Genomic DNA, 25,926 nt, shown 5'->3' on the forward strand with positions numbered 1-25,926 from the left:
GGAGCTCCTGATAGGACTGGATTTGCGAAGATCAAATCCTGACCAGAAAGCTCCCCGTGATCACCTATCGTGCCACACTCGACGTGCCCCGCGAACTGGCCCAGTATCTGGGCCGCCTGCTCCGTGCGGAACGTCGGGACCGCGGCACGCGCACCGGGACCAGGGCGCTGACCTGCTACGGACAGGCGGTGCTGGGCCTGCGCTGGTTCCGCCAGCGCGGCGACGTCGCCGCGCTGGCCCGCGATCACGGCATCTCCCGCGCCACCGGCTACCGCTATCTCGACGAGGTCGTCGCCGTGCTCGCCGACCGCGCTCCGGACCTGCACGAAGTGCTGGAACGAGCCAAGAACGACGGACTGGCCCACGTCATTCTCGACGGAAAGATCTTCTCCGCCGACCGCCTCGCGGAGAAGACCACCAGCGTGAAAGGCAAGCAGATCGACCTGTGGTACTCCGGCAAAGCGCACGAGCACGGAGGCAACATTCAAGCTCTGCTGGCACCGGACGGTTTCCCGTTGTGGATCAGCGACGTCGAACCCGGCTCGGTACACGACCTGACTGCGGCCCGCGAGCATGTGCTGGGCGCCCTGTACTGGGCCGCCTCCCGACTCGACCTGCCCACGCTGGCCGACAACGGCTACGACGGGGCCGGCATCGGCGTGTTCACCCCGGTCAAACAGCCCGCCGACGGCCAGACGCTCGACGTGGACACCCGAACCCGCAACGCCCTGCTGCGCGGCCTGCGCTGCCTCGGCGAACGCGGCTTCGCCCTGCTGACCGGCCGCTGGCGATCGCTACGCCACATCACCGCCAGTCCCCGCAAGATCGGCGACATCGTCAAAGCAGCGCTCGTACTCACGCATTTCGAGCACGGACGGATCACCTAAAACTCGTTGAGATCACGTCATTGAATGCCCTGGAAGAGAAATGGGGGAACAAATATGGTGCCGTGATTCGACTGTGGCGCAACGCATGGGAAGAGTTCGTGCCCTTTCTCGACTACGACATCGAAATCCGGCGCATGATCTGCTCGACGAACGCGATCGAATCACTGAGCCTTTTTCATCCTGCGGTGGTCTCGTAGTTCTGTAGGACGTGGATGGCTTTGGCGAGTTGGCCGGCGCGTCGGGGGCAGCTGCGGAGTTTGCGCAGGATGTGCCAGGTTTTGAGTTGGGCGTTGGCGCGTTCGCCGGGGCCGCGCAGCCGTGCGTGAGCCCGGTTGACGTCCTTTTGGGACTCGGGCTTGTTCTTGCCCTTGTACGGGGTGATCACGTGTTGTCTGGTCTCGTCGTAGCCGTGGTAGCCCTTGTCGCCCAGCGCGATGAGCCCGGCGTCGCGCAGGGCGGCGAGAATCTGCCAGATCCGGGCAGCGGCGGTGTCATGGGTGCTGCCGGGCAGGTCACCCGAGACCCACAGGATGGTGCCGTCCGGCGAGGCGATGACCTGCAGGTTCATGCCGTGCTTCTTGTGCTTGATGCCCCTATGTCTTGTCAAGCGGTGTGGGCGTGGTGTTCTGGAGGGGTCCAGACTTGTCGTAGGAGAGGGTGGACCTCGCGGGCGACGTAGCGTTTGAGGCAGCGGATCACCTCGCGGCGGGTTTTGCCCTCAGTCAGGCGTCGTTGCAGGTATTCTTGGGTGGATGGATCGCATCGCAGGCGGGTGAGCACGATGCGGTAGAGCGCGGCGTTGGCCTGCCTGTCGCCGCCTCGGTTGAGTCGGCGTCGTTGGGTCTTGCCGGATGACGCCTCGATCGGGCTGGTGCCGCACAGGGCCGCAAAGGATGCTTCGGTGTCGAGTCGGTCGGGGTTGTCTCCCGCAGCGAGGAGGAGGGCTGCGGCGCTGTCGTGGCCGATGCCGCGGCGGTGCAGCAGGGCGGGGGCGCACGCGTTGATCGCCGTAGTGATCTGTTGTTCGAGGTCGCGGATCTCCTCGCCCAGGCGCAGGATGCGCCGGCCCAGCAGGCGCAGTGTGTAGATCGCCGCGGCGACGGCGTCCTGCGGGTCGGTGGTGTCGAGCTCAGCGCATCGGCGGATGAGCATCCAGCGACTCAGCCCGGCCAGCGACTCGCGCAGTGCCGGGTCGGTGGTCACCAGCACGGCCTTGAGCTGGTTGATCGCCTGAGTGCGCGCCTTGAGCGCGGATGTCTTGGCCAGCTTGAACATCCGCATCATCTCCACCGGCCCGTCGCCGGTCTTCGCGATAGCGGTGGCCCGACCGGACAACACAGCTCGCGCAGCGGACTCGGCGTCACCGGCGTCGGTCTTGCCGCGTTTGCGTCGAGTGGCCTTGTCTGGCTGGTTGACCTCGATGACCGAAACGTGTTGGGCCCGCAGAAATCGGGTCAGCGCCACGCCGTAGGAGCCGGTGCACTCCACCCCGGCTTGCTGGACTGTCCCGAACGTGCGTGCCCACGCGAGCATCTGCTCGTATCCGGCAGCGGTTGTGGGGAATGCCTGGCTGGCCAAGAACACACCCAGCATCGTGATCACCGTTGCGACATGCACGTCCTTGTGCGTGTCGACGCCCAGCACCACCACGTTATCGGCAGCGGTACCACCTCCCTGTGTGTCCGATTGCGGCGTGCTGGTCATGATTGGCTGACTCCTGATCGGCTCGGGAATGGATGGCCAGCGCCGGGCCGGTGTGGGCGGTCAGGACTGTGATGGTGCCGTGACGGCAAGGCCCCTATCGGGACACGCCCCACCGCACCGGCGGCAGCAAGCACCACCCCCGACCACGGCCGACAGATCAAACACAAGGCAGCAAGGCCAACCAGAGTACGGGTCAAGCCGTGGCCCGAGGCAGCACACAAAGATCATCACAGCCGGAGTAGAAGGGGCGGTCGGCGGAGACCCGGTCGATCGGGATCAGGGTGCCGTCGATGACCACGTAGGCCAGGCCGTCGCGTTTCGCCTTGCGCAGCGCCGCGCGTAGTTTCGGGGCTCGCGCGGCCAGTAGTTCCACGGTCTCGTTGACGTAGCGCCAGCAGGTTGTGGTGGAGATGTCGAACCCGGCGCCGACCTCGGCGAACGGTTCGCCTTTGCGCAGGTACACCAGTACCGCCAGGGCCTGCTGGCCTGAGTTGAGCTTGCGCCACACCGAACCGAGCTGCTTGCGGTGGGTGCGGATGAGGCCGGACACGAAGGTGAGGGTCTGATGTGACAACGGCAGCGCGGCACGGTAGAACAGCATGTGAAGCCCCTGGTCCTGCGGAACGATCTTGGTCGAAAGTCCTGCTACCAGGGGCTTCGCCATGCCAGGACCTCGACACGCCGATGATCGTCTACCTGTGATCAGCGACAAGCCTTGCCCGCCAACACATCCAGGTCAGGATGAAAAAGGCTCACTGAATGCCCGCTACCGGCGGGCCGTCCGCGCTCGCGGGCACTTCCCGACCGAGCAGGCCGCGATGAAATGCCTGTACCTTGTGACTCGCAGCCTGGACCCGACCGGGACCGGCCGCGCCCGATGGACGATGCGCTGGAAACCCGTGATCAACGCATTCGCCATCACGTTCGGTGACCGCTGGCCGGTCGCCGAAACCTACTGATCGACAACGCCGGAAACACCGATTGCGGGATAGACCCAGGGGGAAAGCTCAGAGACCGTCGTGATCGAGCTTTGCGAGCAAGCTGTGCCACACGAACTGATCGTTGAACGTTGATCCGAGATCAGGAAGTTCGGCGGCGTCCTCCGCTGACAGGACTTCCGGGTCGCCGTGCGCGCTAGCATCGAGCGTCAGGCGCGCAAGTGCTTCGAGGTTGAGCGCTCGGACCACAGCTTGCTGCACTGTCTCACCGGTGGTGACGATCCCATGGCCCCGTAGCACGCAAACATGCTTCATACCGAGAGCATCGGCCACGGCGCGCCCCAGTTCTGTTCGGCGGATGAGCACGCTGCGCGGGTAGACGGGAATTCCGTCCGAGGCAAGGCGCATCGCGGGAATGTTGAACGCGCCGACGATGGGTCGCAGCGTCAAACCGGCGATGTCCGCGGCCACAACGGCAGGCGGATGGACGTGCACGACGGCCTGCACGTCCGGCCGAGCCCGCATGATTTCGCTGTGGATCGGCAGTTCGTTGGGTACGGCGTATCCATCGGGCAGGTCGGTCCTGCCAACAAGTGGCACGCGTCGGATGTCGTCCGGGCGGGTGAAGAGCAGCCCACGCTCCTGTGGGCCGCGACACCGCACCCAGATACTGTCGTTGTCCGCGCGCGTGCTGACATGGCCCAGGATGTCGGCCGCCAGCCCCTGATGGGCCAGGATCCGGCACGCGGTGGCAACCATGCTGCGAGCGACAGCTTCTTCGACGGCAGTCCGCGGAATACCTTCCGCGGACTCCGAGGCGAGCGGGTAGTGCGCCAAGGCGTCCTGCGAGGAACGAGACATTTCGATGGCCATGTGGCTCCTTTCGGTCAACGGCCGTTAGTCCCTATCTCGGTCAGTACCGGATTCGGTGGAGAGCGAACGCGCAGGCGGCACCGATGATGAAGGTGCCGATCAAGAATCCGAAGGCCGCCGGGTAGCCGCCCGCGTCGATGAACAGGCCCATGACCGTGGCTCCGAAGGCACCGACGAAGTTCCCGACGCCGATCATCACGCCCGCGGCGCGGCCCATGCGCCGCTCGGGCGCCATCGAGTGCAACACGCCCTGCCCGGCGAGCGTGGTCATGCCCTCGATGCCCACGATCGCGATGATGACCGCGGCGAGTTCGAAGTCCGTCGAGTGGATGACCTGACTGAGCACGAGAAAGAGCGCAGCCAGGGAAAAACCGCAGACAGAGAAGATGGCCTTGCGCCCGATGCGGTCCATCCAGACCGCCACGATCGGAGAGATCGCGATGCAGAGGACGAAGGCGAGCGCGACGAACGCGCTCGCGGTGTTCTTGCTGACGTGCTGTTCGGACTTGAGGTAGGAAGGGAACCAACTCGCGAGCCCGTACACCCCGATGTTGTTGGTGATCCAGCCGATGATCATGATGAAGAAGGGCCAACTGAGGAGCTGACTGCGCCTCTCGTCGCGGGAGAGCTTGACGTTCGTGCTGTCGGCGGCGATGAATGCTCTCTCCGCGTCCGTCACCCGCTTGGCCTTCGCCGGGTCGTCCTTGAGCAGCACAAGTGCGACCGGGATGCAGACCACCAGGGCAAGAATGGTCAGCAGGAAGAAGGCTCCTCGCCAGTTCGTCACGGCGATGGCGCCGTTGACGACATAGGCGGCCACGGCGAATCCGAGGTTGATCGCGCCGATCCACAAGGACTTGGCCCGAGAGCGCTCCGAGCGTGGGAACCAGCGCGCCGTGAGGGCGTTCGACAGTGGCCAGAGGAAGCCCTCGGAGACGCCGAGCAGGGCTCGGCCCACCAGTAGGATGCCGTAGCTGGGTGCCAAGCCGGCGATCGTCGTACTGATCGCCCAGAACACGAGCCCGGTGACCGCACAACGCTTGGGGCCGAACTTGTCGATCAGGATTCCCCAGACCGGCATCGACGCCCCGTAAAACAGGAGCGTGGCGGTGGTGAGGAATCCGATCAGGCCCTCTTCGCCCTTGAGGTGAAGCTCGGACAGGAAGCCATCGTCGGCGGCGATGACACCCACGCCGGTCTTGTCGATCATGCCGACAATCCAGATGATCGCCAGCGGTGGCAGGGCGATTCGCCAGCGCATACTCGGCGTCGAGGGCAGTGGGTCCAACGCCGCACTCGCCGGCGATTGCTCGGTACTCAACTCTGAGTCTCCATTCGAGAGGGATGCTCAACGGCCCAAGGGTCAGGATGGGGTAGATCGGGTCCGGGATTCGGCGGCTCCTGTCCTGGTTTCGGCACTCGGGCGCTCCCGGCGCAGGCGCGCGAGGAGCTCGGTGCTCTCGGGGTAGGGGCGCTCGAGATAATGAGTCTCGGCGACCCGTTCAAAGAAGTCGGCCACCACGTCGACGGTCGGGCTGCGCACCGAGCTCCCGGCAGCCAACTGCTTGACCAGCTGCATGTCCTTGTGAATCGTTCGGGCCGGCGCATGGGTGGCCATCTGGGCGACGTCACCGCGAAAGAACTCGGCGGCGGTGTCCAGGCCGGAGTCGCCTCCGCTGCTTCGCTCGATCGCTTGCGCGACTGCAGCGGCATCGAGGCCCCATTCTCGGGCGATCAACAACGCCTCGGAGGAGGCGAGGTACCAGGCGTACTTGACGTGTTGATTGAGCAGCTTGGTCGCGTACCCAGCTCCACGGCTCCCGCAATGCACGAGAGTGCGCGACACGGCAGCCAGGACAGCCTCCGCCGCACCAAGAACGCCCGGCTCACCACCGATGAGCACTGTCATTTCCGGGGCCTTACGACTGACCGGGCAGTCGACGAAAACGCACCCCGCGATGTCGAAGGCTTCACCGACCCGGATGGCGGTGTCAGGACCGCAGGTGGACATGTCCAGCACGATCGTGCCCTCGCGGGCTCCGGACAGCACGCTGTCCGGAGCCTCCACCAACACATGCTCGACCTCGGTCGGCCCTGGCAGAAAGGTGATGACAAGACCGCAGTTCGCAGCGAGATGTGCGGCGCTGTCGGCGACCTCTGTTCCCGCGGCGGCAAGTTCCTCGACCCGTTCTGGCCGGCGGTCGTGGACCATTACCGCATAGCCTGCCAGGAGCAATTCCTGGGACAATGCCGTCCCCATGCCGCCGAGCCCGATCACCCCGACAGACGGGCCGCCGCCCCCACCACTCCAACTCATGCCGGACCTTCCATATCGCAGAAAGATTTTTCGATGTGAGGCTTTTGCTGTCGGGCGCGCGAAGTTCGACGCAGACTTGGAACCGGTGCGAGTTCGCAGATACGCCACGAACCACGGCACTGCTGAGGAGTTCGCCTCTCAGAGGAAGACGGAGAGGTTCTTTGCCATCAAGACCGACTGGTCGAGGTGGAGTATTCGTCGGAAGACTTTCCAACCCTGCTCGGTACGCCGCGCCCAATCGCGACGACGCCCGACGAAAAAGTCGGTCTCGTCGGCCACCCGGTTGCGGTAGACCAAGAAGCGAGCGCTGACTTCGACTTCGTCGCCGGAGACCTCGACGATCCGCAGATTGGTCACCACGTGCGAGACGCGCGACACTGGCTCCTCGGCCCAGTGCACGCCGGTGAGGAGCTGCTGGACGCGGAGTTCCACCGTGCTCTTGGGCTCGTCGAACCAGCACACCTCGGAGCCGTACTTTGTTTCCTCACGCTCCGCCACGTCGTTGTACATGACATTCATACGGAGCGGGACCGAGTAGCGGTAGTCGTCCGCCAACAGGTCTAGCCACTCCTCGTAGCGGCGTTCGTCGAGAAGGTCAGCCTCGTAATAGAGGAACTCGCTGATCTCACTGAGCAGTTCCACGCGCTGCAGGCCGGTCGGCTGGCTGTTCTGCATCGTGACGGTCATGCCTCCACCTCGCTCGCACGCTCCATGATCTTGCTGACGCGGTCGTCGACAGCGGCCACGTTCATCAACTCGGGCCAAGACATGTTGTCGACGAACTCGGCCCATCGGCGGTAGAACGCTCGGGCGTTGACCTCGCCGGCGATGGCGTGGTCGGAGTGCACTGCGCCGTCGAGCGCGCTGAGCCGCTCCTCGCCGAGACCCTGCTGGTAGTTGTAGGGATAGCGGCGGGCGACCACGCCCAGGCTTGCCTGGGTCGCGTAGTCCCAGTTCTCCATATCGTCCTGCTCGGTCATGCCGGCGGGGCCCCCGTACCGCATGTAGTACTCGCGCAGCCAATCACGGACGAAGTCCGGAGCATCCTTGTCGACGAGGAACCAGCGCCACACCTCGGTCTCGGTGGAGCTGATCGGATGAGAGACCAGGATCGAGCGCGGGAAACCGGCAGCGAAGGACATGTTCGGGAACAGCGTCGCCGGGCCACGTCCGCCCAGTGCGCGGCCCTCCGCGCGGAGCCTCTCAGCGCGGATGTCCCATGCGTGCTCGAAGTACTCGGTCAGCTTCGGCTCAGCGAATTCGGGATACGGGAGCTCGTAGTCAAGGTTGTCCGAAGCGCCGTGACCGAGGCGGAATGAAGTCTTCATGCGGCCCTTGGAGAAGCCGCCCTGGTTCTGCCGCTCACCATGGCGACGTTTGCCTCGGCCGCCCGGACCGATCCCGACCGCCTCGACCGAGGCATGTGTCGAAGCACCATGGTAGGTATCACCCAAGAAGTTCTCCGCGACGAACTTCCAATTGGAGCGGATCCGCCACTTCAGCACGCCGCGGAACACCTCGGTCTCGCCCTCGCGCCCGTCGAACGCGTCGGCCAGGTTGTCCAGCCAGAAGTGGAAGTTGCCGACGTAGTCGAGGAAATCCGGTGCGTTCTCGTCCCAGGACGCGAAGATGAGGCCCTTGTAGTTATACACCCGCGGGCAGCGGACGAGTCCCCACTTTTCCTTCTCGAGCCGGCCGTGGTAAGCCGACTTCATGTGCGGCACTCCGTGGAGGTCGCCGGGGACGTCCACCAACGATCCGTCCATAGAGTACGACCACGCGTGGTACGGGCAGGTGAACTGCATCGTGTTGCCCTCGTCGTACCGACAAACACGCATACCGCGGTGGCGGCAGGAGTTCAGCAGAACGTAGACCTCACCCTTGGTGTCACGGGTCATGAGCACCGGGTCAGAGCCCATCCGAGAGCTGAAGAAGTCCCCCGGGTTCGGCACCTGGCTGGCGTGGCCGACGAAGAGCCACGCTCTGGGGAAGAGATACTCCAGTTCCAACTTGTGGATCTGCTCGTTGACGAAAATGTCGCGGCTGATGACACCGCTGTCGACGTCGACCAGATCGCTGACGCGAATCGGCGCGGGCGAGGCCGTGCTTAGGTCCTCAATCGTCATTACTGTTGCCTTTCGATGTGCTTCCCTGGTGAGGCGGGCGCGCGGGAAGATGTCAGGTCAGGCCGACGGACGCGCCCGAGGAGAGCGTCTCAAGCTCGGCGACTACGTGATCAATGGAGGCACCGCGCTCCCATGCGGATCGGCATGTTGCGATCGAGCGCGGCCAGCCGATCGCGACGCATGCGGCAAAGGCGCCCCTTAGCCCATAGATCGCCACGGTCTTCTCTCCCGCCGGGGTCAGAAATCGACGCAGTTCCACGCTGTCGGATTCCGCCGGGCGTCCGACCATCTGGATCTTCGTGCCGAACTGGTCGGACCAGAAATAAGGCGCACGCGCGTCCGGTACCGGCGACGTGGGGTCGATGATCTGCTTAGCGACGATGTGCGCCTGTTCGACAGCGTTAGTCCAGTGCTCGACGCGTCGATAGACCGTCGCGCCCTTGTCGATCGACCGGGCGACATCGCCGATCGCATAAACGCCCTCAGCGGCCTGGACAGCACAACTGGCGTCAGTAAGTACGCCATTGTCGACAGGAATCCGGGAGCCGTCGAGCCACTCAGTGTTGGGCATGGTGCCGATCCCGACAACCACCGTTCCGGCCTCGTGCGTTGTGCCATCGGACAACCGCACAACAACACCGTCAGACGTCTGCTTCACGGCGTCCACACCCACACCGGTCAGTAGCTTGACGCCGTTGTCGCGGTGCAAAGACGCGAGATGCCCGCCGACCTCAGCGCCCACCGCGCGAGCGAACGGCGCCTCCAACGCCTCGATAATGGTGACATCGGCCCCGAGCGCCCGCGCCGACGACGCGACCTCGGCACCGATGAAACCACCACCGACGACAAGCATGGGGCCTCCCCCGGCAAGTCGCTGTCGGAGGGCGCGAGCATCGCGCAGTTCGCGAACGGAGACGACGCTCTCATTGGTGGCGAGACCGCCCAGGGTCCGAGGTCGGACGCCGGTAGCGATGATGAGGTAGTCGTACTCGATCTCCTCGCCGCCCGCGGTGACCGTGCGCTCATCGATGTCCACGGCGGTGGCCGGCGTCCCCGGCCTGCCATCGAGCTGGAGCCCGTCCCACCCGCCGGCGCCGAGCAGCGAGATCTGGTCCTCAGTCTGCGTGCCGAGCAACAACTGCTTGCTCAACGGAGGCTTGTCGTAGGGCAGCTCGTCCTCCGCGCCGAGCACCACGATGTCGTCCTCGAAACCAAGACGTCGCAGTTCCTGGGCGGTGCGGATACCGCCGACCGATGATCCGACGATGACGGCGCGCTCACGCATCAGCGCCCGCCCTCCAGATCGCCGACACCGGGCAACTGCGGATTGCCGCGTCCACCGTCTCCATCTCGGACGGATCGACCACTTCGTCGAGGACAACGACCAGCCCGTCGTCGTCCAGGTCGAAGTGCTTGGCATCCACACCAACGCAATTCCCGTAGCCCTGGCACTTCACGACATCCGCCTTGATGCGCATGCCACCTCCGCATTGGTACAATGGTTTAGGACATCATCCTAAGCTGGGGCGGAGGCCGGTGTCAAGAGTCACCAGACCGAGGGTGCCGGGTGCCGTAACGTGACTCTCCGCAAAGGACCTATCAGGCCCCTGCGGGCTGCGGCGAGGAGGACAGCGTGTCGAAGGAGGCCCCGCCCGTTGCGTTCGATCCGCTACCGAGTGCGAGAACCGCGGACCGCATCGTGCGCTTGCTTCGTGACCAGATCCGTTCTGGCGAGCTGTCGGTCGGAGCTCGCCTGCCGTCTGAGCGGGATCTGTGCGCTCAACTCAACGTCAGCAGGCTCTCCTTGCGCGAGGCCCTCCGCGTGCTCGAGTCCAATGGCCTCGTCGAGATCCGGATGGGATCCCGCGGCGGAGCCTTCGTGACGGCCCCGTCGACACAGCACGCCGGCGAGGGAATCACCGACCTTCTCACGACCGCTGGCCTGTCCGCCGCGGACGTGACCCAGGCGCGCTCCATCCTCGAACTCGGGATCGTCCCGGTTGTGGTCGCGTGCGCCGACGAGACCGACCTCCGTGAACTCCAAACGTTGTGCGACGACGCCGAAGCGGCACGCACCGACGGCACCTATACGCCGGCGATGTCCCTCGACTTCCATCTGCGTGTCGCGGCCGCGACACACAACCCCGCGATCGTGATGGTGATGGATTCCTTCCGCGACGCCATCCTAATGTCGATGCAAGAGGCGCAGCACGAGGGAACACAGGGCGTCGCAGAGCACCGGGAGTTCATCGAGGCCGTCCAAGCAAAGGACATCGACCGCGCACATCGGGTCATGGCCGATCACCTTCGTCGCACCGCCGATGCAGTCGGTTACTCCTGCTGAACCACCACGTCGACGAGCGCCATTGGCCGACACTTCACGATGCGACTCACCAACGACGCCAACCACGCATGGTGGTTTCACGCCGGCTGCACGGACAGAGTTTCCGCAGTCGCAGTAGCCCTTCACCCGCTCCTCGCGGGCAGCGTACGCCGAGCCGATGTGTACGCCCGTAAGGCCTCCGCTGCGGTCACCGCCTCCTCCAATGTGAACGGTGCCCCAATGGCCGGCTGCCTGTTCACCATGTCGTGCAGCTCGGCAGCGGAGCCCCGTGCACGACCGTGCTGTCCGTGCTGCCCGGCAGTACGGCGCCGGCGTCCAGGAACGCGCGCATGCGGTAGGCCAACCGGGACCGCTCCGGGCCTATCGCGGCGAGCATGCCGTCTGGGGACGACCGTATGGTTGTTACCGCACGCAATGCCGAAGCGCCCGCAGATGTCGTCTGTCGGTTGTTTTTGCCGGTAGTTCTTGGCTCCGCTGCTCCGGAGCAGCGGAGCCAAGAACTACCGGCAAAAACAGGCCCGCCGTCAACGGCATCGTCTACCCCGGCTGGAAGCGAGCGGCATGACCACCCGTCTGTACCGCCGCGAGTGCGGCTGGCACCCCGAGTACCGACGCAAGCGCGCTGCGCTTCGCGCCGCCGCTCGCCACCAGTGCGCCGGCACGCCGGTGGCCGAGACGCGTCCACCGTGGTGGTCCCGCCTGTGGACCAACCTATGGGCAAGCCAGTCGGGTGTCACCGCCGTCGACACCGAAGCACGAGCGGATGACCGTACCGGTGACGACGTATTGGTCGATGCCCGCGGCAAACCGCATCCAGTGGGCCGCGCTCGCCGCGCACCACGCCGAGACAACGCGCCGCGCCCGCGCCGCGATGGTCGACCTAGTACTACAGTCGCGATGTGTGATTTGTGGCGGCGTGTCGTGACTGTGGACGCGTTCGGGACGTGGTGAACTTGGCGGCGTGGTAGAGCTTGTGGAGAAGGCGATGGCCGGGGCGCCTGTGGTTGATGATCGTGTCGCACGGTGGCGGGCCGGGTTCGACGACATGTTCTCGTTGGTAGCCGGTCGTTTCGCGCAGGCGGACTCGCGTCGTCGGGCTCGGATGTATCTGCTGGGCCTGCTCTCGGGTGCGGAGCGGAAGAACTCGTGGACCTTGGCCGAGCAGGCCGGTGATCTGACCCCGAATGGCATGCAGCGGTTGCTGGGCTACTACCGGTGGGACGCCGATGCGGTGCGGGATGATCTGCGGGCCTATGTGCTGGACAATCTGGGTGATCCCAGTGGTGTCGTGGTGGCCGATGAGACGGGCTTTCTGAAGAAGGGCGGCTAAGAGCGTGTCTTACGTGGTGATCAGCTGCTGATGCGTCATGATCTTGGTCGTGGTTGATCGTTTGTCATTGCGGCTCGTGCCGGACGAGCTGTGGGAGTTGGTGGAGCCGTTGATCCCCGCGTTCGCGGCGCGTCCCCAGGGCGGGGGAACCGCGCCGCTGGAGCCGCGGCAGGTGTTCACCGCGATCGTGTACGTGTTGACCAGTGGGTGCGCGTGGCGGGATCTGCCGCCGTCGTTCGGCGTGCCGTTCCAGACCGCGCACCGGCGCTTCACTCAGTGAGCCTTTTTCATCCTGACCTGGATGTGTTGGCGGGCAAGGCTTGTCGCTGATCACAGGTAGACGATCATCGGCGTGTCGAGGTCCTGGCATGGCGAAGCCCCTGGTAGCAGGACTTTCGACCAAGATCGTTCCGCAGGACCAGGGGCTTCACATGCTGTTCTACCGTGCCGCGCTGCCGTTGTCACATCAGACCCTCACCTTCGTGTCCGGCCTCATCCGCACCCACCGCAAGCAGCTCGGTTCGGTGTGGCGCAAGCTCAACTCAGGCCAGCAGGCCCTGGCGGTACTGGTGTACCTGCGCAAAGGCGAACCGTTCGCCGAGGTCGGCGCCGGGTTCGACATCTCCACCACAACCTGCTGGCGCTACGTCAACGAGACCGTGGAACTACTGGCCGCGCGAGCCCCGAAACTACGCGCGGCGCTGCGCAAGGCGAAACGCGACGGCCTGGCCTACGTGGTCATCGACGGCACCCTGATCCCGATCGACCGGGTCTCCGCCGACCGCCCCTTCTACTCCGGCTGTGATGATCTTTGTGTGCTGCCTCGGGCCACGGCTTGACCCGTACTCTGGTTGGCCTTGCTGCCTTGTGTTTGATCTGTCGGCCGTGGTCGGGGGTGGTGCTTGCTGCCGCCGGTGCGGTGGGGCGTGTCCCGATAGGGGCCTTGCCGTCACGGCACCATCACAGTCCTGACCGCCCACACCGGCCCGGCGCTGGCCATCCATTCCCGAGCCGATCAGGAGTCAGCCAATCATGACCAGCACGCCGCAATCGGACACACAGGGAGGTGGTACCGCTGCCGATAACGTGGTGGTGCTGGGCGTCGACACGCACAAGGACGTGCATGTCGCAACGGTGATCACGATGCTGGGTGTGAGGTTTCCCCCGGGGATCGGACACCGGGTTTCATGCTGCGTGGGCGTGGTGGTGAGGGTAGCTGAGACGGGTTTCGTGGGGTGTGCGGTAGCCGAGTGTGGAGTGCAGTCGGTGGTGGTTGTAGTAGGCGAGGTAAGCGAAAACGTCTCGTCTGGCTTGCCGGCGGGTGGTCCAGGTTCGCGTGCCGATTTCGGTTTTGAGGGTGGCGAAGAAGGATTCGGCGGCGGCGTTGTCGTAGCAGGACCCGGTCCTGCCCATCGACGGGCGGATGCCGTGGGCGGTCAGGGCGGCGCGGAATTCCGTGGAGGCGTATTGGGTGCCGCGGTCGGAGTGGAACACCGCTCCCGCGTTGATCAAACCGCGGCCGGCGGCGAGGGCGATGGCGTCGCGGACGAGGCCGGCGCGCATGTGCGGGGCGAGGGCGTGGCCGACGATTTCGCGGGTGTGCAGGTCGAGCACGGTCGCCAGATACAGCCAGCCTTCCTCGGTGGGCAGGTAGGTGATGTCCCCGGCCAGCCGCTGCCCGGGGGCGTCGGCGGCGAAGTCGCGGCCGATCAGATCCGGGACCGCGGCCGCGGTCGTGTCCGGCCGGGTCAGCGACCGGGGCCGGCGGCGGGTGTTCCCGGCGATCCGCCGTTCGCGCATCACCCGCTCGACCCGCTTGTGGTTGACCGCCTGCCCGCGGCGGCGCAGCTCGGCGGTGACCCGCGGGCTGCCGTAGGCGCCGCGGTGGGCGGCGTGGATCCCGGCGATCTCGCCGGCCAGCCGGTCCTCGGCCGCGGCCCGTTCCTTCCTCGCGGGGGCGGCGGCGAGCCATTCGTAGAACCCCGGGCGGCGCACGCCCAGGACTCGGCACAGCCGGGCGACACCGAACGTGCCGCGGTGGGCGGAGATGAACCGGTAGCTGCGGGTCAACGATCCATCTCCTGTGCGAAATAGGCGGCCGCTTTGCGCAGGATCTCCTTCTCTTTCTCCAGCTCCGCCACCCGTTTGCGCAACGCCCGCAGCTCCCGCTCCGCCGCGTCCCCGCCCGTTTCGGCGGCCTGATCGGCGCGGTCGGCGGCCCGCACCCACGTCCGCAGGGTCTCGTGATTCACCCCCAGCTCACGAGCCACCTGCGCCAACGGACGAGCCGACGACCGCACCAACGCGACCGCATCCCGCCGAAACTCCTGCGGATACTTCGACGAACCAGACACAAACACATCCTTCCCCAGGCCAAAGCCAAGGATCAGAGTGTCCGGCACACCGGGGGAACCTCAGTGTGTTCTTGGCCAGCCAGGCATTCCCCACAACCGCTGCCGGATACGAGCAGATGCTCGCGTGGGCACGCACGTTCGGGACAGTCCAGCAAGCCGGGGTGGAGTGCACCGGCTCCTACGGCGTGGCGCTGACCCGATTTCTGCGGGCCCAACACGTTTCGGTCATCGAGGTCAACCAGCCAGACAAGGCCACTCGACGCAAACGCGGCAAGACCGACGCCGGTGACGCCGAGTCCGCTGCGCGAGCTGTGTTGTCCGGTCGGGCCACCGCTATCGCGAAGACCGGCGACGGGCCGGTGGAGATGATGCGGATGTTCAAGCTGGCCAAGACATCCGCGCTCAAGGCGCGCACTCAGGCGATCAACCAGCTCAAGGCCGTGCTGGTGACCACCGACCCGGCACTGCGCGAGTCGCTGGCCGGGCTGAGTCGCTGGATGCTCATCCGCCGATGCGCTGAGCTCGACACCACCGACCCGCAGGACGCCGTCGCCGCGGCGATCTACACACTGCGCCTGCTGGGCCGGCGCATCCTGCGCCTGGGCGAGGAGATCCGCGACCTCGAACAACAGATCACTACGGCGATCAACGCGTGCGCCCCCGCCCTGCTGCACCGCCGCGGCATCGGCCACGACAGCGCCGCAGCCCTCCTCCTCGCTGCGGGAGACAACCCCGACCGACTCGACACCGAAGCATCCTTTGCGGCCCTGTGCGGCACCAGCCCGATCGAGGCGTCATCCGGCAAGACCCAACGACGCCGACTCAACCGAGGCGGCGACAGGCAGGCCAACGCCGCGCTCTACCGCATCGTGCTCACCCGCCTGCGATGCGATCCATCCACCCAAGAATACCTGCAACGACGCCTGACTGAGGGCAAAACCCGCCGCGAGGTGATCCGCTGCCTCAAACGCTACGTCGCCCGCGAGGTCCACCCTCTCCTACGACAAGTCTGGACCCCTCCAGAACACCACGCCCACACCGCTTGACAAGACATAGGGGCATCAAGCACAAGAAGCACGGCATGAACCTGCAGGTCATCGCCTCGCCGGACGGCACCATCCTGTGGGTCTCGGGTGACCTGCCCGGCAGCACCCATGACACCGCCGCTGCCCGGATCTGGCAGATTCTCGCCGCCCTGCGCGACGCCGGGCTCATCGCGCTGGGCGACAAGGGCTACCACGGCTACGACGAGACCAGACAACACGTGATCACCCCGTACAAGGGCAAGAACAAGCCCGAGTCCCAAAAGGACGTCAACCGGGCTCACGCACGGCTGCGCGGCCCCGGCGAACGCGCCAACGCCCAACTCAAAACCTGGCACATCCTGCGCAAACTCCGCAGCTGCCCCCGACGCGCCGGCCAACTCGCCAAAGCCATCCACGTCCTACAGAACTACGAGACCACCGCAGGATGAAAAAGGCTCAGTGATTCGATCGCGTTCGTCGAGCAGATCATGCGCCGGATTTCGATGTCGTAGTCGAGAAAGGGCACGAACTCTTCCCATGCGTTGCGCCACAGTCGAATCACGGCACCATATTTGTTCCCCCATTTCTCTTCCAGGGCATTCAATGCGGCGAGTGCGGCGTCGGGATTGGGTGCCGTGTAGATGGGCTTGACATCCCGCTTGACTGCGTCCCAGTTCTGCCGCGCGACAAGGCGGAAGGTGTTGCGAATCAGATGGACGATGCATGTCTGGACGATGGTGTACGGCCACACGTTCACGACGGTCTCCGGGAGGCCTTTGAGGCCGTCGCAGACGAGGAAGAACACGTCGCGGACACCGCGGTTCTTCAGGTCGATCAGAACGCTCATCCAGAACTTCGCGCCTTCGCCGCCGACGCCCATCCAGAGGCCCAGGACGTCCTTGCGGCCGTCCACGGTCACGCCGATGGCCGCGTAGACCGGGCGGTTGGCGACTTGCCCGTCGCGGACCTTGACGTGGATCGCGTCGATGAACACCGCCGCGTAGGCCGCGTCGAGCGGCCGGTTGGCCCAGTCCTGCATTTCGGCGATCACTTTGTCGGTGATCCGCGATATCGTCTCCTTGCTCACCGAAGCACCGTAAATCTCATTGAAATGCGCCGAGAGTCGAGTCGGCCTGGGGCGCAGTTCCGGCGTTGCCGTCGGTCTGTTTCCCCAGGCCGCTCGCCGAACCCGCCGTGCGCCTTTCAACGCAACGGGCTCTCCACGGTTTCTGTCGTTAGGCGCGGTTCGCGCAGGGCCAAGGGCTGGGAATACTGCGCCGACGGTACCGGGTGACCGGTGTCGCCGCGATGTTGCGCAGTTCAATCCCGTCCACCGCGATCGGCCGCCACCCCGTCGGGGTTCGCAGCCAGCGGTGGACGTCCTTCCATCTCCAACGCCGTTTGGTCTTCACCCATCGGACGATTCGCCACCAGATAAAGTAAGCGATCCGGTCGAAGGTGTGCTTGGCCACGGCGTGCCGGAAATATTCAGCCCAGCCGCGTGTGATCCGATTGATCCGGATCAACACGGCCCGTAGGTCCTGCTGTGATGTCCTGCGCGTCAGGGCACGAATTCTCGCTTTCAACGACCGGAGTGGCCGATCGCCAATGAAAGTGTAGAGCCGCCACTGATCGCGGGTCCCTTTCTTGATTCTCCACCGGATGCGGAAACCCAGGAAATCGAACCCATCGGCGATGTGCACGATCCGAGTCTTGGCCGGCGATAAACGCAGACCCATCGGAGCGAGCACCTGCGCGACTTCCTCGCGCAACGTCACCACGTGGTCCCTGGTGCCGAACACCATGACGACGAAATCGTCCGCATACCGGACGAGTCGCCAGGTCGGCAGACCCAGGCGCCGATGGCGGTGACGCCGGTTTTCTGTCGACATCCAACCTCCTGGCCGCCAGTCGCGGTGCAGGTACTCATCCAGCACCGACAACGCGATATTGGCCAATAACGGCGAGAGGATGCCCCCTTGCGGCGTCCCGGTCGGTGTGTCCCGTTCCTCGCCGAGCTCGGTCAGGATCCCAGCCTTGAGGAACGATTTTACCAACGTGAGCACACGCTTGTCCGTCACCCGCGCCCGCACGCGGTCCATCAGGGCCGCATGGTCGATGGTGTCGAAACAAGCTTCGATGTCGGCGTCCAAAACCCATTCGTAGCCGCGGCTCCCGAATAGATGGATGTCGGCGATCGCGTCGTGTGCCCGCCGCTTGGGCCGGAACCCGAACGAGACCGGATGAAAATCAGCCTCGAATATAGGTTCCAGAACCAGCTTCAAGGCAGCCTGAACCACACGATCCGCGACAGTAGGAATGCCCAACCTGCGGACTTTCCCCGACCCACCAGGTTTGGGAATCAACCGTTCCCGAACCGGCTGCGGCCGAAACGAACCGTCTTTGACCGCTCTGCGAATGCCACCCAGAAACTCCAGGGCACCGATTTCCCGCTCAATCCGGGCGACGGTGACGCCGTCCGAACCAGCGGTTCGTGCCCCGGTATTCGTCGCGACCCGCTCCCACGCAACACGCAGGGTCGCCGGGTCGTGCACGAGGTTGAACAAGTCATCGAACCGTCGGCCAGGATCGGCCGACGCCCAACGATGAAGCTTGGCCTGCATTTCCGATACCCGACGGAACGACCCAGCTTCGGGTTGTTCCGGAGCGCCGCTATTCAGCGGCGCGTCTTTCGGCATTGCAGCATCCCTTCTTCTCGGAACCGCTGCCGTCCTTCCCCAATGTGACCGGCTTTCCCGGCCTCCGAGTACTACGACGGCTCCGCCCTGTCCGGTGTGTTCGGCAGACGGTGTGCCTATCCCGACGCGCAAACTGGATGCCCACGAGCCGGGAACCATCGCCAGACAGTTCCCGTGTTCACTGCTGATCGCTTGCCGAAGGAGGCATCTGACTTTGTTCCCGCGATATCGCCGTGACTACGCCGCAGACCTTCACCACGGCCTCCCTGCGAAGGTGAAAATCCCCGCTCAGGAGTTCCCCGCCTCACCAGAGAACGGGTGCGCATCGCAACCGGCCATCCGCCAGGTTTCAGCCGGTGACTACTTAGGAAACGTAACACGCCAGTTCCTCGCGTATACCTCTTCGGCTCGTTTGCCGGACCCGCACCATCTGGCAGTTCTGGCACGTCCCGGTTTTGTCAGGGCCGCTTGCCACCCTTACCGGCACCTCCCGGTTCAGGCTGCCCTCAACTTCAACAGTCCGCTGCGACGGCCTGCAGGAGAAGGTCTTCCACCTCCTCGCGATACAACAGCGCTTTCACGGCGCACTTTCCCCGGTTGTCATCCCTTTCGCGTACAGCGACAGCACGATCTCGTCCACGTCGGCGAGCCGGCGTTGCCGCTTCTTGACGATCTGAGGCTCGAAAGTGCTTTCCCGATCCCTCGGCACGTCGATCCGCACCTCGCCGGCGGCATCCGAGAGCACGGTCTTCGGCCGGCTTCCATTTCGCACATTGGTCGATTCCCGACTCGGATCGGCCTGGCGCTTCTCGTGACCGAGGTGCTCGGTCATTTCCTCGTTCAGCGCCGTTTCCAGCACGTTCTTGGTGAACAGCTTCAGCAGGCCGTCCGGCCCGGTCAACGCCAGCCCGCGAGCCCTCGCCTCGGCCACCATCGCCGCCGCGGCGGCCTGCTCCGGCGACAGTTGCCGCCCCGATTTCTTGGTCTTCTTCTCCGCGTCCACGGCGTCAGAGTCCATCACTCTCCGTGCCCATCCCGCCGGACCTCGGCCCGGCGTAGTAAGGGAACTATGCCGATGCGTGTTGATCACGGGGACGTCCTCCTGATGTCGTGTGCGGGCTTGCAGTCCCAGGACATCGAGGAGGACGTCATGCCCCACGGTAGTGGCCTGTCACGTGGTGACAAGCGCCGAAACGGGCGATTGGCTCGGTTGCGGGCGCTGGTGCCGCCCCAGAACGCGATTCTGGGGATTGATCTGGCGGATGAGAAGCAGGCGCTGGTGGTGACCGATCACGATTCACGGGTGCTGGCGCGTAAACGGGTCCGGGCGAAGGCATGGCGGCTGGATTCGGCGTTGGAATGGGCCCGCAACGTGGCGCGCCGGCACGGGTTCGCCGATGTCACGGTGGGCTGCGAGCCGACCGGGCACCGGTGGCGAGTGCTTGATCAGCTCGCGGCCGGGTTGGGCATGCCGCTGGTGTGTGTGCAACCGCTGCTGGTCGGCCGGGCCCGGGAAAGTGAGGACTACACCCGGGACAAGACAGACGACAAGGATGCCGTGCTGATCGCACGGCTCGTCGGTGACCTGCGCTGCTACGTGCTGGAACGGGCAGAGGAAACCTGGGCGCGGCTGCGGCACCTGGGCGCTCGACGGGAGGGGCTGGTTGCCGAGGCCACCGCGAACGTGCAGCAGCTGCGCGATCTGCTGGAATGCGCCTGGCCCGCGGTGCTGGGCTGCGCGGCCAAACCGTTCGAGTCGAACAGCTGGTGCGCCGCGCTCACTGTGGTGCTCGACCGCTGCCACGGCCGACCGGAACGACTGGCCCGGATGGGTCTTGCGCGATTTCTGCAGGCAGTCAACCGTGAAGTCGCGCGCTGGGGCGGGCGCCAGGTCTGGCGGCTGACCGATCAAGCGGGCGTAACCGCCCAGCGGACTGGTGCGCTGGAACGGGCCTCCTTCGTGCTCGCCGACTGGCATGCGACGAAGCGTCGACTGTCCGAAGTGGAGGCTCGCATGGTCGAGGTCCTCGACCATCTTGAACTGACCGACCTGGTCACCTCCATCCCGGGACTGTCGACCGTTGGCGCAGCCGCGATCCTGGCCGAAACCGGGGATCTGGCCAGGTTCGACAGCCCCCGCGCGGTGGTCAAACACGCCGGGCTATGTCCCCGTGAGAACAGCAGCGGCACCAAAGAAGGCCGGGCCCGCATCGCCCGCCGCGGCCGCCCCGGGCTGCGCCTGGCCGCATGGCGAGCAGTCTGGGGAGCTCAAGCGAACAACCCGGTACTTACCGCTCGCTTTCATCATCTGACCGCCCGGGAGGAAAACCCGCTCACCACCGGCCAAGCCCACGCCGCACTCGCCGCCGCGCTACTGCGCTGGCTGCATGTCATCATCACCCAGCGTGTCCCCTGGAACGAACAGATCGCCAGTGGACGCACCGATCTTTCCGCCGCCGCCTGACCCAGGCCGCGGCGGATTCCAGGGACGGGCCAAGCTCCACCCGGCGTTGAGGACCGACCTCGACCGACACCCTGAGCAGGCCCGCCGTCTCCTCCCCAAACTCGATTGCACGCTGTCGGGTCAGCAACCCCATTGCCAGCTACGTAGAGCCGAGGAGCCGGTGAGCCCCCGATCCCACTTGACAAATTTCGTCTTACGCTGGTGTCGGGCCGGAAACACCGATCCTGGAACAGTCCCTCGGGGCCCCTCAGATCACGAGATAGTCCCGGTTTGTGTCCTTTCAGTCGCCGCAGCTGGTGGGGTTCAGGACGACGTGGTGCTGCACCACCAGTGTGCCGTCGCCGAGTTGAGTGGGCACGATGCTGCTTTCGGCTCGCGCCGGTGCTCGTGCGCAGGTCTGGTCAGGCCGGTCGAGTGTGATTCGGACGGTGTGGGGTCGATAGCCGGGAGCGGTGACTCGGATTTCGATTGCGGGGTGGCTGCCGCCCGGATTCTTGGTCAGGATCTCAAAGGTTCCTTCGCGGTCTGCACGAACCTGGTACCCGTGGAGGGTGAGCATGGCGTCGGTGATGGGTGTTCCCTCGGCAGTGATGATCTGTCCGGCGACGAGCACCTCGCCCTGTCGGCTTCGGTTAAAGTCGGGGAGCACTGTGGGCGAAGCAAGCGGTGCTGACGCTGGATATGGTGTCGGCGCGGTCGTGGTGGGAGTGACGGTATCCATGGTGTCAGTCCTTCATTGGCGACACGGGCGGATGCCCGTGTGGACTGGTCGAGTATGGGCGCGTTGCATCGGTGGCTATGGTGTGATGAGCATTTTGAGGAAGCCTGGTTCGCGGTCGGCGAACTGCTGAGCGGCGGTGGGGAATTCGGCAAGACGGGTACGGTGGGTGACTACGGTGGTCGGGTCGATCACGCCGTGTTCGATCAGTTGTATCGCTCGCCATTGTGCGGTCTTGGCGTTGGCGAATCCGTTGAGCAGCAGCCGCAGGTTCTTGAAGTACATGTCGAACAACGACACCGTGTGGTCTCGTTCGAGGTAGACGCCGCCGCCGCTGATGGTGGCGCCTGGGCGGGCGAGGGCCACGGCAAGGTCGAAGGCCGGGCCACGACCGGCGAACTCGATGATCTTGTGCACGCCGAGCCCGTGGGTCGTGTCGATGATCGTCTGGATGGAGGCGTCCGCTGCGTCTGGTCCGGCGTCGAGGGCGATCGCGCCGCGTTTTTCGGCCTGTTCCCGGCGGAAGGCCACCGGGTCCAGCGCGTACACCGCGGCGTGGGTGCGCTGGCGGACGAGGTCGAGCGCCAGCAGCCCGGTGGGGCCGCAACCGACGACCGCCACGGTGTCGGTGGATTCGATGCCGGCCGCGTCGACGGCGATGGCGGCGGCGGGCAGGTTGCACGACAGGAACGGTGCGACGTCGTCGGAGATCGCGTCGGGCACGTGCTCGAGGTGATCGTCGGCGTGGGGTACGCGCACATATTCGGCTTGGCTGCCGCCCAGGTCACCGAAGGCGGTGCCGAAGCCGTAGATCGCCTTACCGGTGGTCAGGCAGTGTGCGGTTTGCCCGGCTCGGCAGCATCCGCAGCGCCCGCAGCTGACGGAGTAGGGGAACGTCACGCGGTCGCCGACGGCGAATCGTGTTACCGCGGGGCCCACTTCGACGACTTCACCGCAGATCTCGTGCCCGAGTGTCGTGTGTCCGGGCGCGACGAGGTCGGGTACCTCCCCGTTGAACAGGTACAGGTCAGAGCCGCACATGGAGGCGGTTTTCGTCGCGACGACCAGGTCGCCGGGCTCCTGGATCGTCGCATCCGGCACGTCCTCGACGGTGACGGTGCGCGGTCCGTGATAGACGGCTGCTCGCATGAGGGTCTCCTGGGTGGATGCTGGGCTGACTCGGCGCGCGGTGGCTTGTCAGCCGAATCGGTCGTAGTGGATATGGTCGATCGGGGCGTTGTGTTCGCGCAGTAGCGTCAGCACGGCGTCAACCATCACCGGTGGGCCGGCAAGGTAGTGCTCGGCGCCGCGCAGTTCGGGGAGCCGAACCCGCAGCGCGTCGGTCACGAGCCCGACGGTTCCCGACCAGGATTCACTTGGCTTGAGCAGCGCGCCGTGTAGGCGGGCGGCCGGCAGTCCGGCGACGAGCGCCTGGAGCTCGTCCCAGCACACCAGGTCCTCCTCGGTGTTCGCGCCGTAGAAGACATGCACGCGGCGGGTGTCGGCGGTGTCGGCGAGTTCGCGCAGCAGGGCGAGGATCGGCGAGAGTCCGGTGCCGCCTGCGGTGAGGACGATGTCGCGCTCGCCGGGGCGCAGCCACATGTCGCCGTAGGGCAGCTCGACCGGGACGGCATCACCGGGAGACAGCGTGAACAGCGCGGTGCTGCCGGCCCGGCCCGGGTACCGCTTCGCGATGAACTCCACCGTGTCCAGTCCGGCCGGGCCAGTCATCGAGTAGCAGCGCCGCAGGCCGCGGCCCAGCTCGACGATGGCGTACTGGCCCGGCCGGTACCGGCTGGTGGTGTCGAGCCGGAATCGGAAGCGTCGGATGTCGGGCCCCAGCTCCTGGGCGTCGAGCAGCTCGGCCCGGTGGTCGCAAGTGGGGCGTTCTGCGGTGGGTCCGGTCCGCAGGACCTTGAGGGTGAGATCGGAGCAGGGGGTGGTCTGGCAGGTCAGGATGCGTCGTCGGCGGGCGTCGCGCGGCTCGACGGCGGGGGCGTCGGGGTAGAGCAGCTCGACTTCGCCCTCGACGAGAGTGGCTTTACAGGTGCCGCAGCTGCCCCAGCCGCATTCGAACGGCAGCCAGATCCCTGCCCTGCGGGCGGCGGCGAGGATCCGTTCGCCGGGGCCGACCGTGAATCGCAGGTCGGTCCCGGCGAGCCGAACACTGAACGCACCGGCACCGGGGTCAGACGGATGTTCCGGTGAGGAACTCATCGTGCACCTCTCGGACCCGCGCGGTGACCTCGCCCGGGTTCAGCGGCTGCGGCGCCTGGGCGAACTGCCCGGCGAGGCCCTCGACTGCCTGGTCGGCGCGGGGCTGCCACTGTTGCACCCAGTCGCCGAGCACCCCGGCCAGGTCCGGGTTGCGTTCGATCGCGTAGCCGGTTAGGGCCTGAGTCCAGTCCTGGCTGCGGCGGGCGTCGCGGCCGAACTCGGTGCACAGCGCGGCCAGGAACCGGTCCCCGTTGGCCTCGGCCAACTGCCCGAACACGTTGTTGACCAGGGCGTCCACCGCGGGCTTGACGACGAGGTTGAGCGCGGTGAACGCCTCACCCCAGTCGTAGGCGATGAGCAGGGTCTCCAGCGTCTGCCGCAGCGGCTGCCAGGCGGGGTCGTCCTCCCACGCTCGGCGCGCGGTGCTGGTCGCGGCGATGTCGTCGCCGTGGGCGTTGGCAAGGACCTTGGTCCAGTAGGCGATCCGCTGGATGCGGCGCATCTCGTCGGCGGCCTGGAAGTGCGCGCAGTTCGTGATGTACGACGAGGGCGCCATCTGCCCCACGTACAGGCTGGTCATCTGCAGCACGTGCAGCGGGAACCGCAGCGGCACGAACAGCGTCCGCAGTGTGTCGACCCAGCCATGATCGAGCTTGTCCGCCGACCCGGCGGCCTCGTGCTCGTCGACCAGGGCGTCCACATACACCTCGCGGTCGTGCTGGAGGGCGACGTAGTCGCGGTAGGTCAACTTGTGTGGGTCGCGGAAGTCTTCCCAGTCCTCGACCTGCAGGGGCGAACCCTCACGATGGGTGAGGTACCACTGGTTGAGCGACCACTGCGGGTCCATCTCGAATGGCGCGGGATCGCGCCGGAAGTGGTAGTGGAACTTGCCGGTGACCGCCTCGTACGGCGTCGGCTTGCGCCGGACATCACCGAACATGCTCCAGGTCTTCTGCCGCCGGCGGCTCTGCGCGGTCGTCACAGCTCAGTCCTGCCTCTCCAGGTACCAGACCATCTGGTCCTCGGTCTGCTTGACCCGCCCGGCGAACGCCGACAGGGCGGGCTCGAGATCGCTGAGCGGGAACTCCCGGCCCAGCTGTTCTTCCAGGCTGCGCCGGGTCAGCACGCAGCGGTGGGGCACGCTGATGCGGATGTAGCCGCCCTGGTCGTCGACCAACACCTCGGCGTCGGGGTTGTCCAGCTCAATCGCGGCGGCCACCGCATCGGCGAGGTCGCCGTCGACGCCGCGGATCACCGGGCCCACCAGTTTCCGGCTCGGAGTTTGGGGAACTGCTGTCATCGTCTCGTCCTCATCATTCTCGGCAGCGGTTGTAGTGGATCTGTCCGTCCTGCGGGATACCGACCCGCACCACCCCGCCGTCGGCCTCGACGGGGTAGCGGTACAGTCGGCAACCCGAGGGGTTGATGCCGGAGCCGTCCTTCAGGTCGAACTCCCAATCGTGGCCACTGCAGGTCAGGGTGCTCTTCTCCTCATCCCATTTGCCGTCAGCCAGCAGGATCTCCTGGTGCGGGCACAACCCCTGGTAAGCCGCGAAGGAGCCGTCGAGGTGATGCACGACGAGCACCTGCTCACCGGCGACCTCGGCATCAATGAGATCGCCTTCCCACAAACCCTCGGCTTCCGGCACGTCGAACCACTGCACCGGAGCATCGTTCATCACGCATACCCCACTTCCACCACGTCCAACGGCCCCACACCGGCGGTCACCACCGTGGCGTCCTCGGGCAGCGGGTTTCCGTCGTGGCGCACGCGCAGCGGCCGGTCCTGCCTCGCCACGCGGTGATCCACCACGTGATGAGCCACCTTGTCGGCGACCACGCTCATCGAGTCCTCGTCATCGACCGGGACCAGCAACACCACGAAGTCCCCGTCGAACACGGCCTGCAAGGGAAACAGCGCCATTGCTGA

22 protein-coding genes and 10 pseudogenes are annotated in these 25,926 nt (G+C 65.8%); 10 read left to right on the forward strand and 22 right to left on the reverse strand.

Annotated features, from left to right (window positions below):
* Positions 1–56: 56 nt before the first annotated feature.
* Together LWP59_RS37905 and LWP59_RS37910 are read left to right on the forward strand one after the other, a co-directional pair.
* A complete protein-coding gene (locus LWP59_RS37905) occupies positions 57–887 on the forward strand; it encodes a transposase family protein (RefSeq protein ID WP_144646382.1) in 831 nt (276 codons plus the stop codon).
* Between the two features lie 26 nt (positions 888–913).
* A pseudogene (locus LWP59_RS37910) lies at positions 914–1,057 on the forward strand (transposase); the annotation flags it as partial.
* A gap of 5 nt (positions 1,058–1,062) precedes the next feature.
* Here the strand turns inward: LWP59_RS37910 and LWP59_RS37915 are convergent.
* From LWP59_RS37915 to LWP59_RS37925, 3 genes and pseudogenes are all read right to left on the reverse strand, one after another.
* Positions 1,063–1,473 (reverse strand): annotated as a pseudogene (locus LWP59_RS37915) (transposase family protein); the annotation flags it as partial.
* Positions 1,474–1,490: 17 nt separating this feature from the next.
* A complete protein-coding gene (locus tag LWP59_RS37920; RefSeq protein WP_233921962.1) occupies positions 1,491–2,591 on the reverse strand; it encodes an IS110 family RNA-guided transposase in 1,101 nt (366 codons plus the stop codon).
* A gap of 232 nt (positions 2,592–2,823) precedes the next feature.
* Positions 2,824–3,192, reverse strand: a pseudogene (locus LWP59_RS37925) (helix-turn-helix domain-containing protein); the annotation flags it as partial.
* 151 nt (positions 3,193–3,343) lie between these two features.
* Between LWP59_RS37925 and LWP59_RS37930 the strand changes: the two are divergent.
* Positions 3,344–3,550: pseudogene (locus LWP59_RS37930) on the forward strand (transposase); the annotation flags it as partial.
* A 48-nt stretch (positions 3,551–3,598) separates the two neighbouring features.
* On the opposite strand, the gene LWP59_RS37935 reads toward LWP59_RS37930, so the two are convergent.
* From LWP59_RS37935 to LWP59_RS37965, 7 genes are all read right to left on the reverse strand, one after another.
* Positions 3,599–4,402, reverse strand: a complete 804-nt coding sequence (locus LWP59_RS37935) for a class II aldolase/adducin family protein (RefSeq protein WP_229858633.1) — start codon at positions 4,400–4,402, stop codon at positions 3,599–3,601.
* A 40-nt stretch (positions 4,403–4,442) separates the two neighbouring features.
* Positions 4,443–5,723 (reverse strand): MFS transporter, encoded by a 1,281-nt coding sequence (locus LWP59_RS37940; protein ID WP_144646083.1) that lies wholly within the window; start codon positions 5,721–5,723, stop codon positions 4,443–4,445.
* Between the two features lie 42 nt (positions 5,724–5,765).
* Entirely contained in the window at positions 5,766–6,680 is a 915-nt protein-coding gene (locus tag LWP59_RS37945) for an NAD(P)-dependent oxidoreductase (protein ID WP_222425754.1), read from the reverse strand.
* A 177-nt stretch (positions 6,681–6,857) separates the two neighbouring features.
* Positions 6,858–7,406, reverse strand: coding sequence for a 3-phenylpropionate/cinnamic acid dioxygenase subunit beta (locus tag LWP59_RS37950; RefSeq protein WP_144646079.1), 549 nt, complete (start codon positions 7,404–7,406; stop codon positions 6,858–6,860).
* A complete protein-coding gene (locus tag LWP59_RS37955; RefSeq protein WP_144646077.1) occupies positions 7,403–8,845 on the reverse strand; it encodes an aromatic ring-hydroxylating oxygenase subunit alpha in 1,443 nt (480 codons plus the stop codon). Before LWP59_RS37955 ends, LWP59_RS37950 begins: the two co-directional genes overlap by 4 nt.
* Before the next feature lie 52 nt (positions 8,846–8,897).
* On the reverse strand, positions 8,898–10,130 hold the full coding sequence (locus LWP59_RS37960) for an NAD(P)/FAD-dependent oxidoreductase (protein WP_144646075.1): 1,233 nt from the start codon (positions 10,128–10,130) through the stop codon (positions 8,898–8,900).
* Complete coding sequence (locus tag LWP59_RS37965; protein WP_144646073.1) at positions 10,123–10,323, reverse strand: ferredoxin; 201 nt, start codon at positions 10,321–10,323, stop codon at positions 10,123–10,125. The genes LWP59_RS37960 and LWP59_RS37965 overlap by 8 nt, the downstream gene beginning before the upstream one ends.
* Before the next feature lie 155 nt (positions 10,324–10,478).
* On the opposite strand from LWP59_RS37965, the gene LWP59_RS37970 reads away from it, so the two are divergent.
* A complete protein-coding gene (locus tag LWP59_RS37970; RefSeq protein WP_222425753.1) occupies positions 10,479–11,189 on the forward strand; it encodes a FadR/GntR family transcriptional regulator in 711 nt (236 codons plus the stop codon).
* A gap of 235 nt (positions 11,190–11,424) precedes the next feature.
* Here the strand turns inward: LWP59_RS37970 and LWP59_RS40835 are convergent, their stop codons facing one another.
* The gene (locus tag LWP59_RS40835; RefSeq protein WP_186383651.1) at positions 11,425–11,565 is read right to left on the reverse strand and encodes a hypothetical protein; all 141 of its coding nucleotides are present in this window, start codon (positions 11,563–11,565) and stop codon (positions 11,425–11,427) included.
* A gap of 669 nt (positions 11,566–12,234) precedes the next feature.
* On the opposite strand from LWP59_RS40835, the pseudogene LWP59_RS37980 reads away from it, so the two are divergent.
* The 3 pseudogenes from LWP59_RS37980 to LWP59_RS37990 all read left to right on the forward strand — a co-directional run.
* A pseudogene (locus tag LWP59_RS37980) lies at positions 12,235–12,513 on the forward strand (transposase); the annotation flags it as partial.
* 55 nt (positions 12,514–12,568) lie between these two features.
* Positions 12,569–12,790 (forward strand): annotated as a pseudogene (locus tag LWP59_RS37985) (transposase); the annotation flags it as partial.
* Positions 12,791–12,950: 160 nt separating this feature from the next.
* Positions 12,951–13,319 (forward strand): annotated as a pseudogene (locus LWP59_RS37990) (helix-turn-helix domain-containing protein); the annotation flags it as partial.
* Between the two features lie 385 nt (positions 13,320–13,704).
* Here the strand turns inward: LWP59_RS37990 and LWP59_RS37995 are convergent.
* Positions 13,705–14,873 (reverse strand): IS3 family transposase gene (locus tag LWP59_RS37995; protein WP_373300086.1). Its coding sequence is split into 2 segments (ribosomal slippage): positions 13,705–14,604 and positions 14,607–14,873, totalling 1,167 coding nucleotides; the frame shifts between segments, so codons are not numbered across the junction.
* A 65-nt stretch (positions 14,874–14,938) separates the two neighbouring features.
* On the opposite strand from LWP59_RS37995, the gene LWP59_RS38005 reads away from it, so the two are divergent.
* Both LWP59_RS38005 and LWP59_RS38010 read left to right on the forward strand, forming a co-directional pair.
* The gene (locus LWP59_RS38005) at positions 14,939–15,919 is read left to right on the forward strand and encodes an IS110 family RNA-guided transposase (RefSeq protein ID WP_144646388.1); all 981 of its coding nucleotides are present in this window, start codon (positions 14,939–14,941) and stop codon (positions 15,917–15,919) included.
* Between the two features lie 17 nt (positions 15,920–15,936).
* Positions 15,937–16,347: pseudogene (locus LWP59_RS38010) on the forward strand (transposase family protein); the annotation flags it as partial.
* Between the two features lie 5 nt (positions 16,348–16,352).
* Here LWP59_RS38010 and LWP59_RS38015 read toward each other — a convergent pair.
* From LWP59_RS38015 to LWP59_RS38025, 3 genes and pseudogenes are all read right to left on the reverse strand, one after another.
* Positions 16,353–17,225, reverse strand: a pseudogene (locus LWP59_RS38015) (IS256 family transposase); the annotation flags it as partial.
* Positions 17,134–18,597 (reverse strand): group II intron reverse transcriptase/maturase, encoded by a 1,464-nt coding sequence (gene ltrA / locus LWP59_RS38020; RefSeq protein WP_101436346.1) that lies wholly within the window; start codon positions 18,595–18,597, stop codon positions 17,134–17,136. The pseudogene LWP59_RS38015 and the gene ltrA, both read right to left, overlap by 92 nt.
* 589 nt (positions 18,598–19,186) lie before the next feature.
* Positions 19,187–19,615, reverse strand: a pseudogene (locus tag LWP59_RS38025) (transposase); the annotation flags it as partial.
* A gap of 57 nt (positions 19,616–19,672) precedes the next feature.
* Here LWP59_RS38025 and LWP59_RS38030 point away from each other — a divergent pair.
* Positions 19,673–21,061 (forward strand): IS110 family RNA-guided transposase, encoded by a 1,389-nt coding sequence (locus tag LWP59_RS38030; RefSeq protein ID WP_186383268.1) that lies wholly within the window; start codon positions 19,673–19,675, stop codon positions 21,059–21,061.
* Positions 21,062–21,341: 280 nt separating this feature from the next.
* On the opposite strand, the gene LWP59_RS38035 is transcribed toward LWP59_RS38030, so the two are convergent.
* The 7 genes from LWP59_RS38035 to LWP59_RS38065 form a co-directional block, all read right to left on the reverse strand.
* The gene (locus tag LWP59_RS38035) at positions 21,342–21,782 is read right to left on the reverse strand and encodes a peptidase associated/transthyretin-like domain-containing protein (protein ID WP_144639200.1); all 441 of its coding nucleotides are present in this window, start codon (positions 21,780–21,782) and stop codon (positions 21,342–21,344) included.
* Positions 21,783–21,857: 75 nt separating this feature from the next.
* On the reverse strand, positions 21,858–22,880 hold the full coding sequence (locus LWP59_RS38040) for an alcohol dehydrogenase catalytic domain-containing protein (RefSeq protein WP_233921963.1): 1,023 nt from the start codon (positions 22,878–22,880) through the stop codon (positions 21,858–21,860).
* Between the two features lie 96 nt (positions 22,881–22,976).
* Positions 22,977–23,996, reverse strand: a complete 1,020-nt coding sequence (locus LWP59_RS38045) for a 2Fe-2S iron-sulfur cluster binding domain-containing protein (RefSeq protein WP_144639196.1) — start codon at positions 23,994–23,996, stop codon at positions 22,977–22,979.
* Positions 23,968–24,978: an aromatic/alkene monooxygenase hydroxylase subunit beta gene (locus LWP59_RS38050; RefSeq protein WP_222425552.1), complete on the reverse strand. Its 1,011-nt coding sequence runs from the start codon at positions 24,976–24,978 to the stop codon at positions 23,968–23,970. The genes LWP59_RS38045 and LWP59_RS38050 overlap by 29 nt, the downstream gene beginning before the upstream one ends.
* A gap of 3 nt (positions 24,979–24,981) precedes the next feature.
* Positions 24,982–25,296 carry an MmoB/DmpM family protein gene (locus LWP59_RS38055; protein WP_144639194.1) on the reverse strand — a complete coding sequence of 105 codons (315 nt, stop codon included), beginning with the start codon at positions 25,294–25,296 and terminating at the stop codon, positions 24,982–24,984.
* Between the two features lie 13 nt (positions 25,297–25,309).
* Positions 25,310–25,675, reverse strand: a complete 366-nt coding sequence (locus tag LWP59_RS38060) for a Rieske 2Fe-2S domain-containing protein (RefSeq protein WP_144639192.1) — start codon at positions 25,673–25,675, stop codon at positions 25,310–25,312.
* The gene (locus LWP59_RS38065) at positions 25,675–25,920 is read right to left on the reverse strand and encodes a toluene-4-monooxygenase system B family protein (RefSeq protein WP_144639190.1); all 246 of its coding nucleotides are present in this window, start codon (positions 25,918–25,920) and stop codon (positions 25,675–25,677) included. Before LWP59_RS38065 ends, LWP59_RS38060 begins: the two co-directional genes overlap by 1 nt.
* Positions 25,921–25,926: the final 6 nt, after the last annotated feature.

The sequence above is a fragment of the Amycolatopsis acidiphila genome, assembly GCF_021391495.1.
GTDB classification, from domain to species: domain Bacteria; phylum Actinomycetota; class Actinomycetes; order Mycobacteriales; family Pseudonocardiaceae; genus Amycolatopsis_E; species Amycolatopsis_E acidiphila.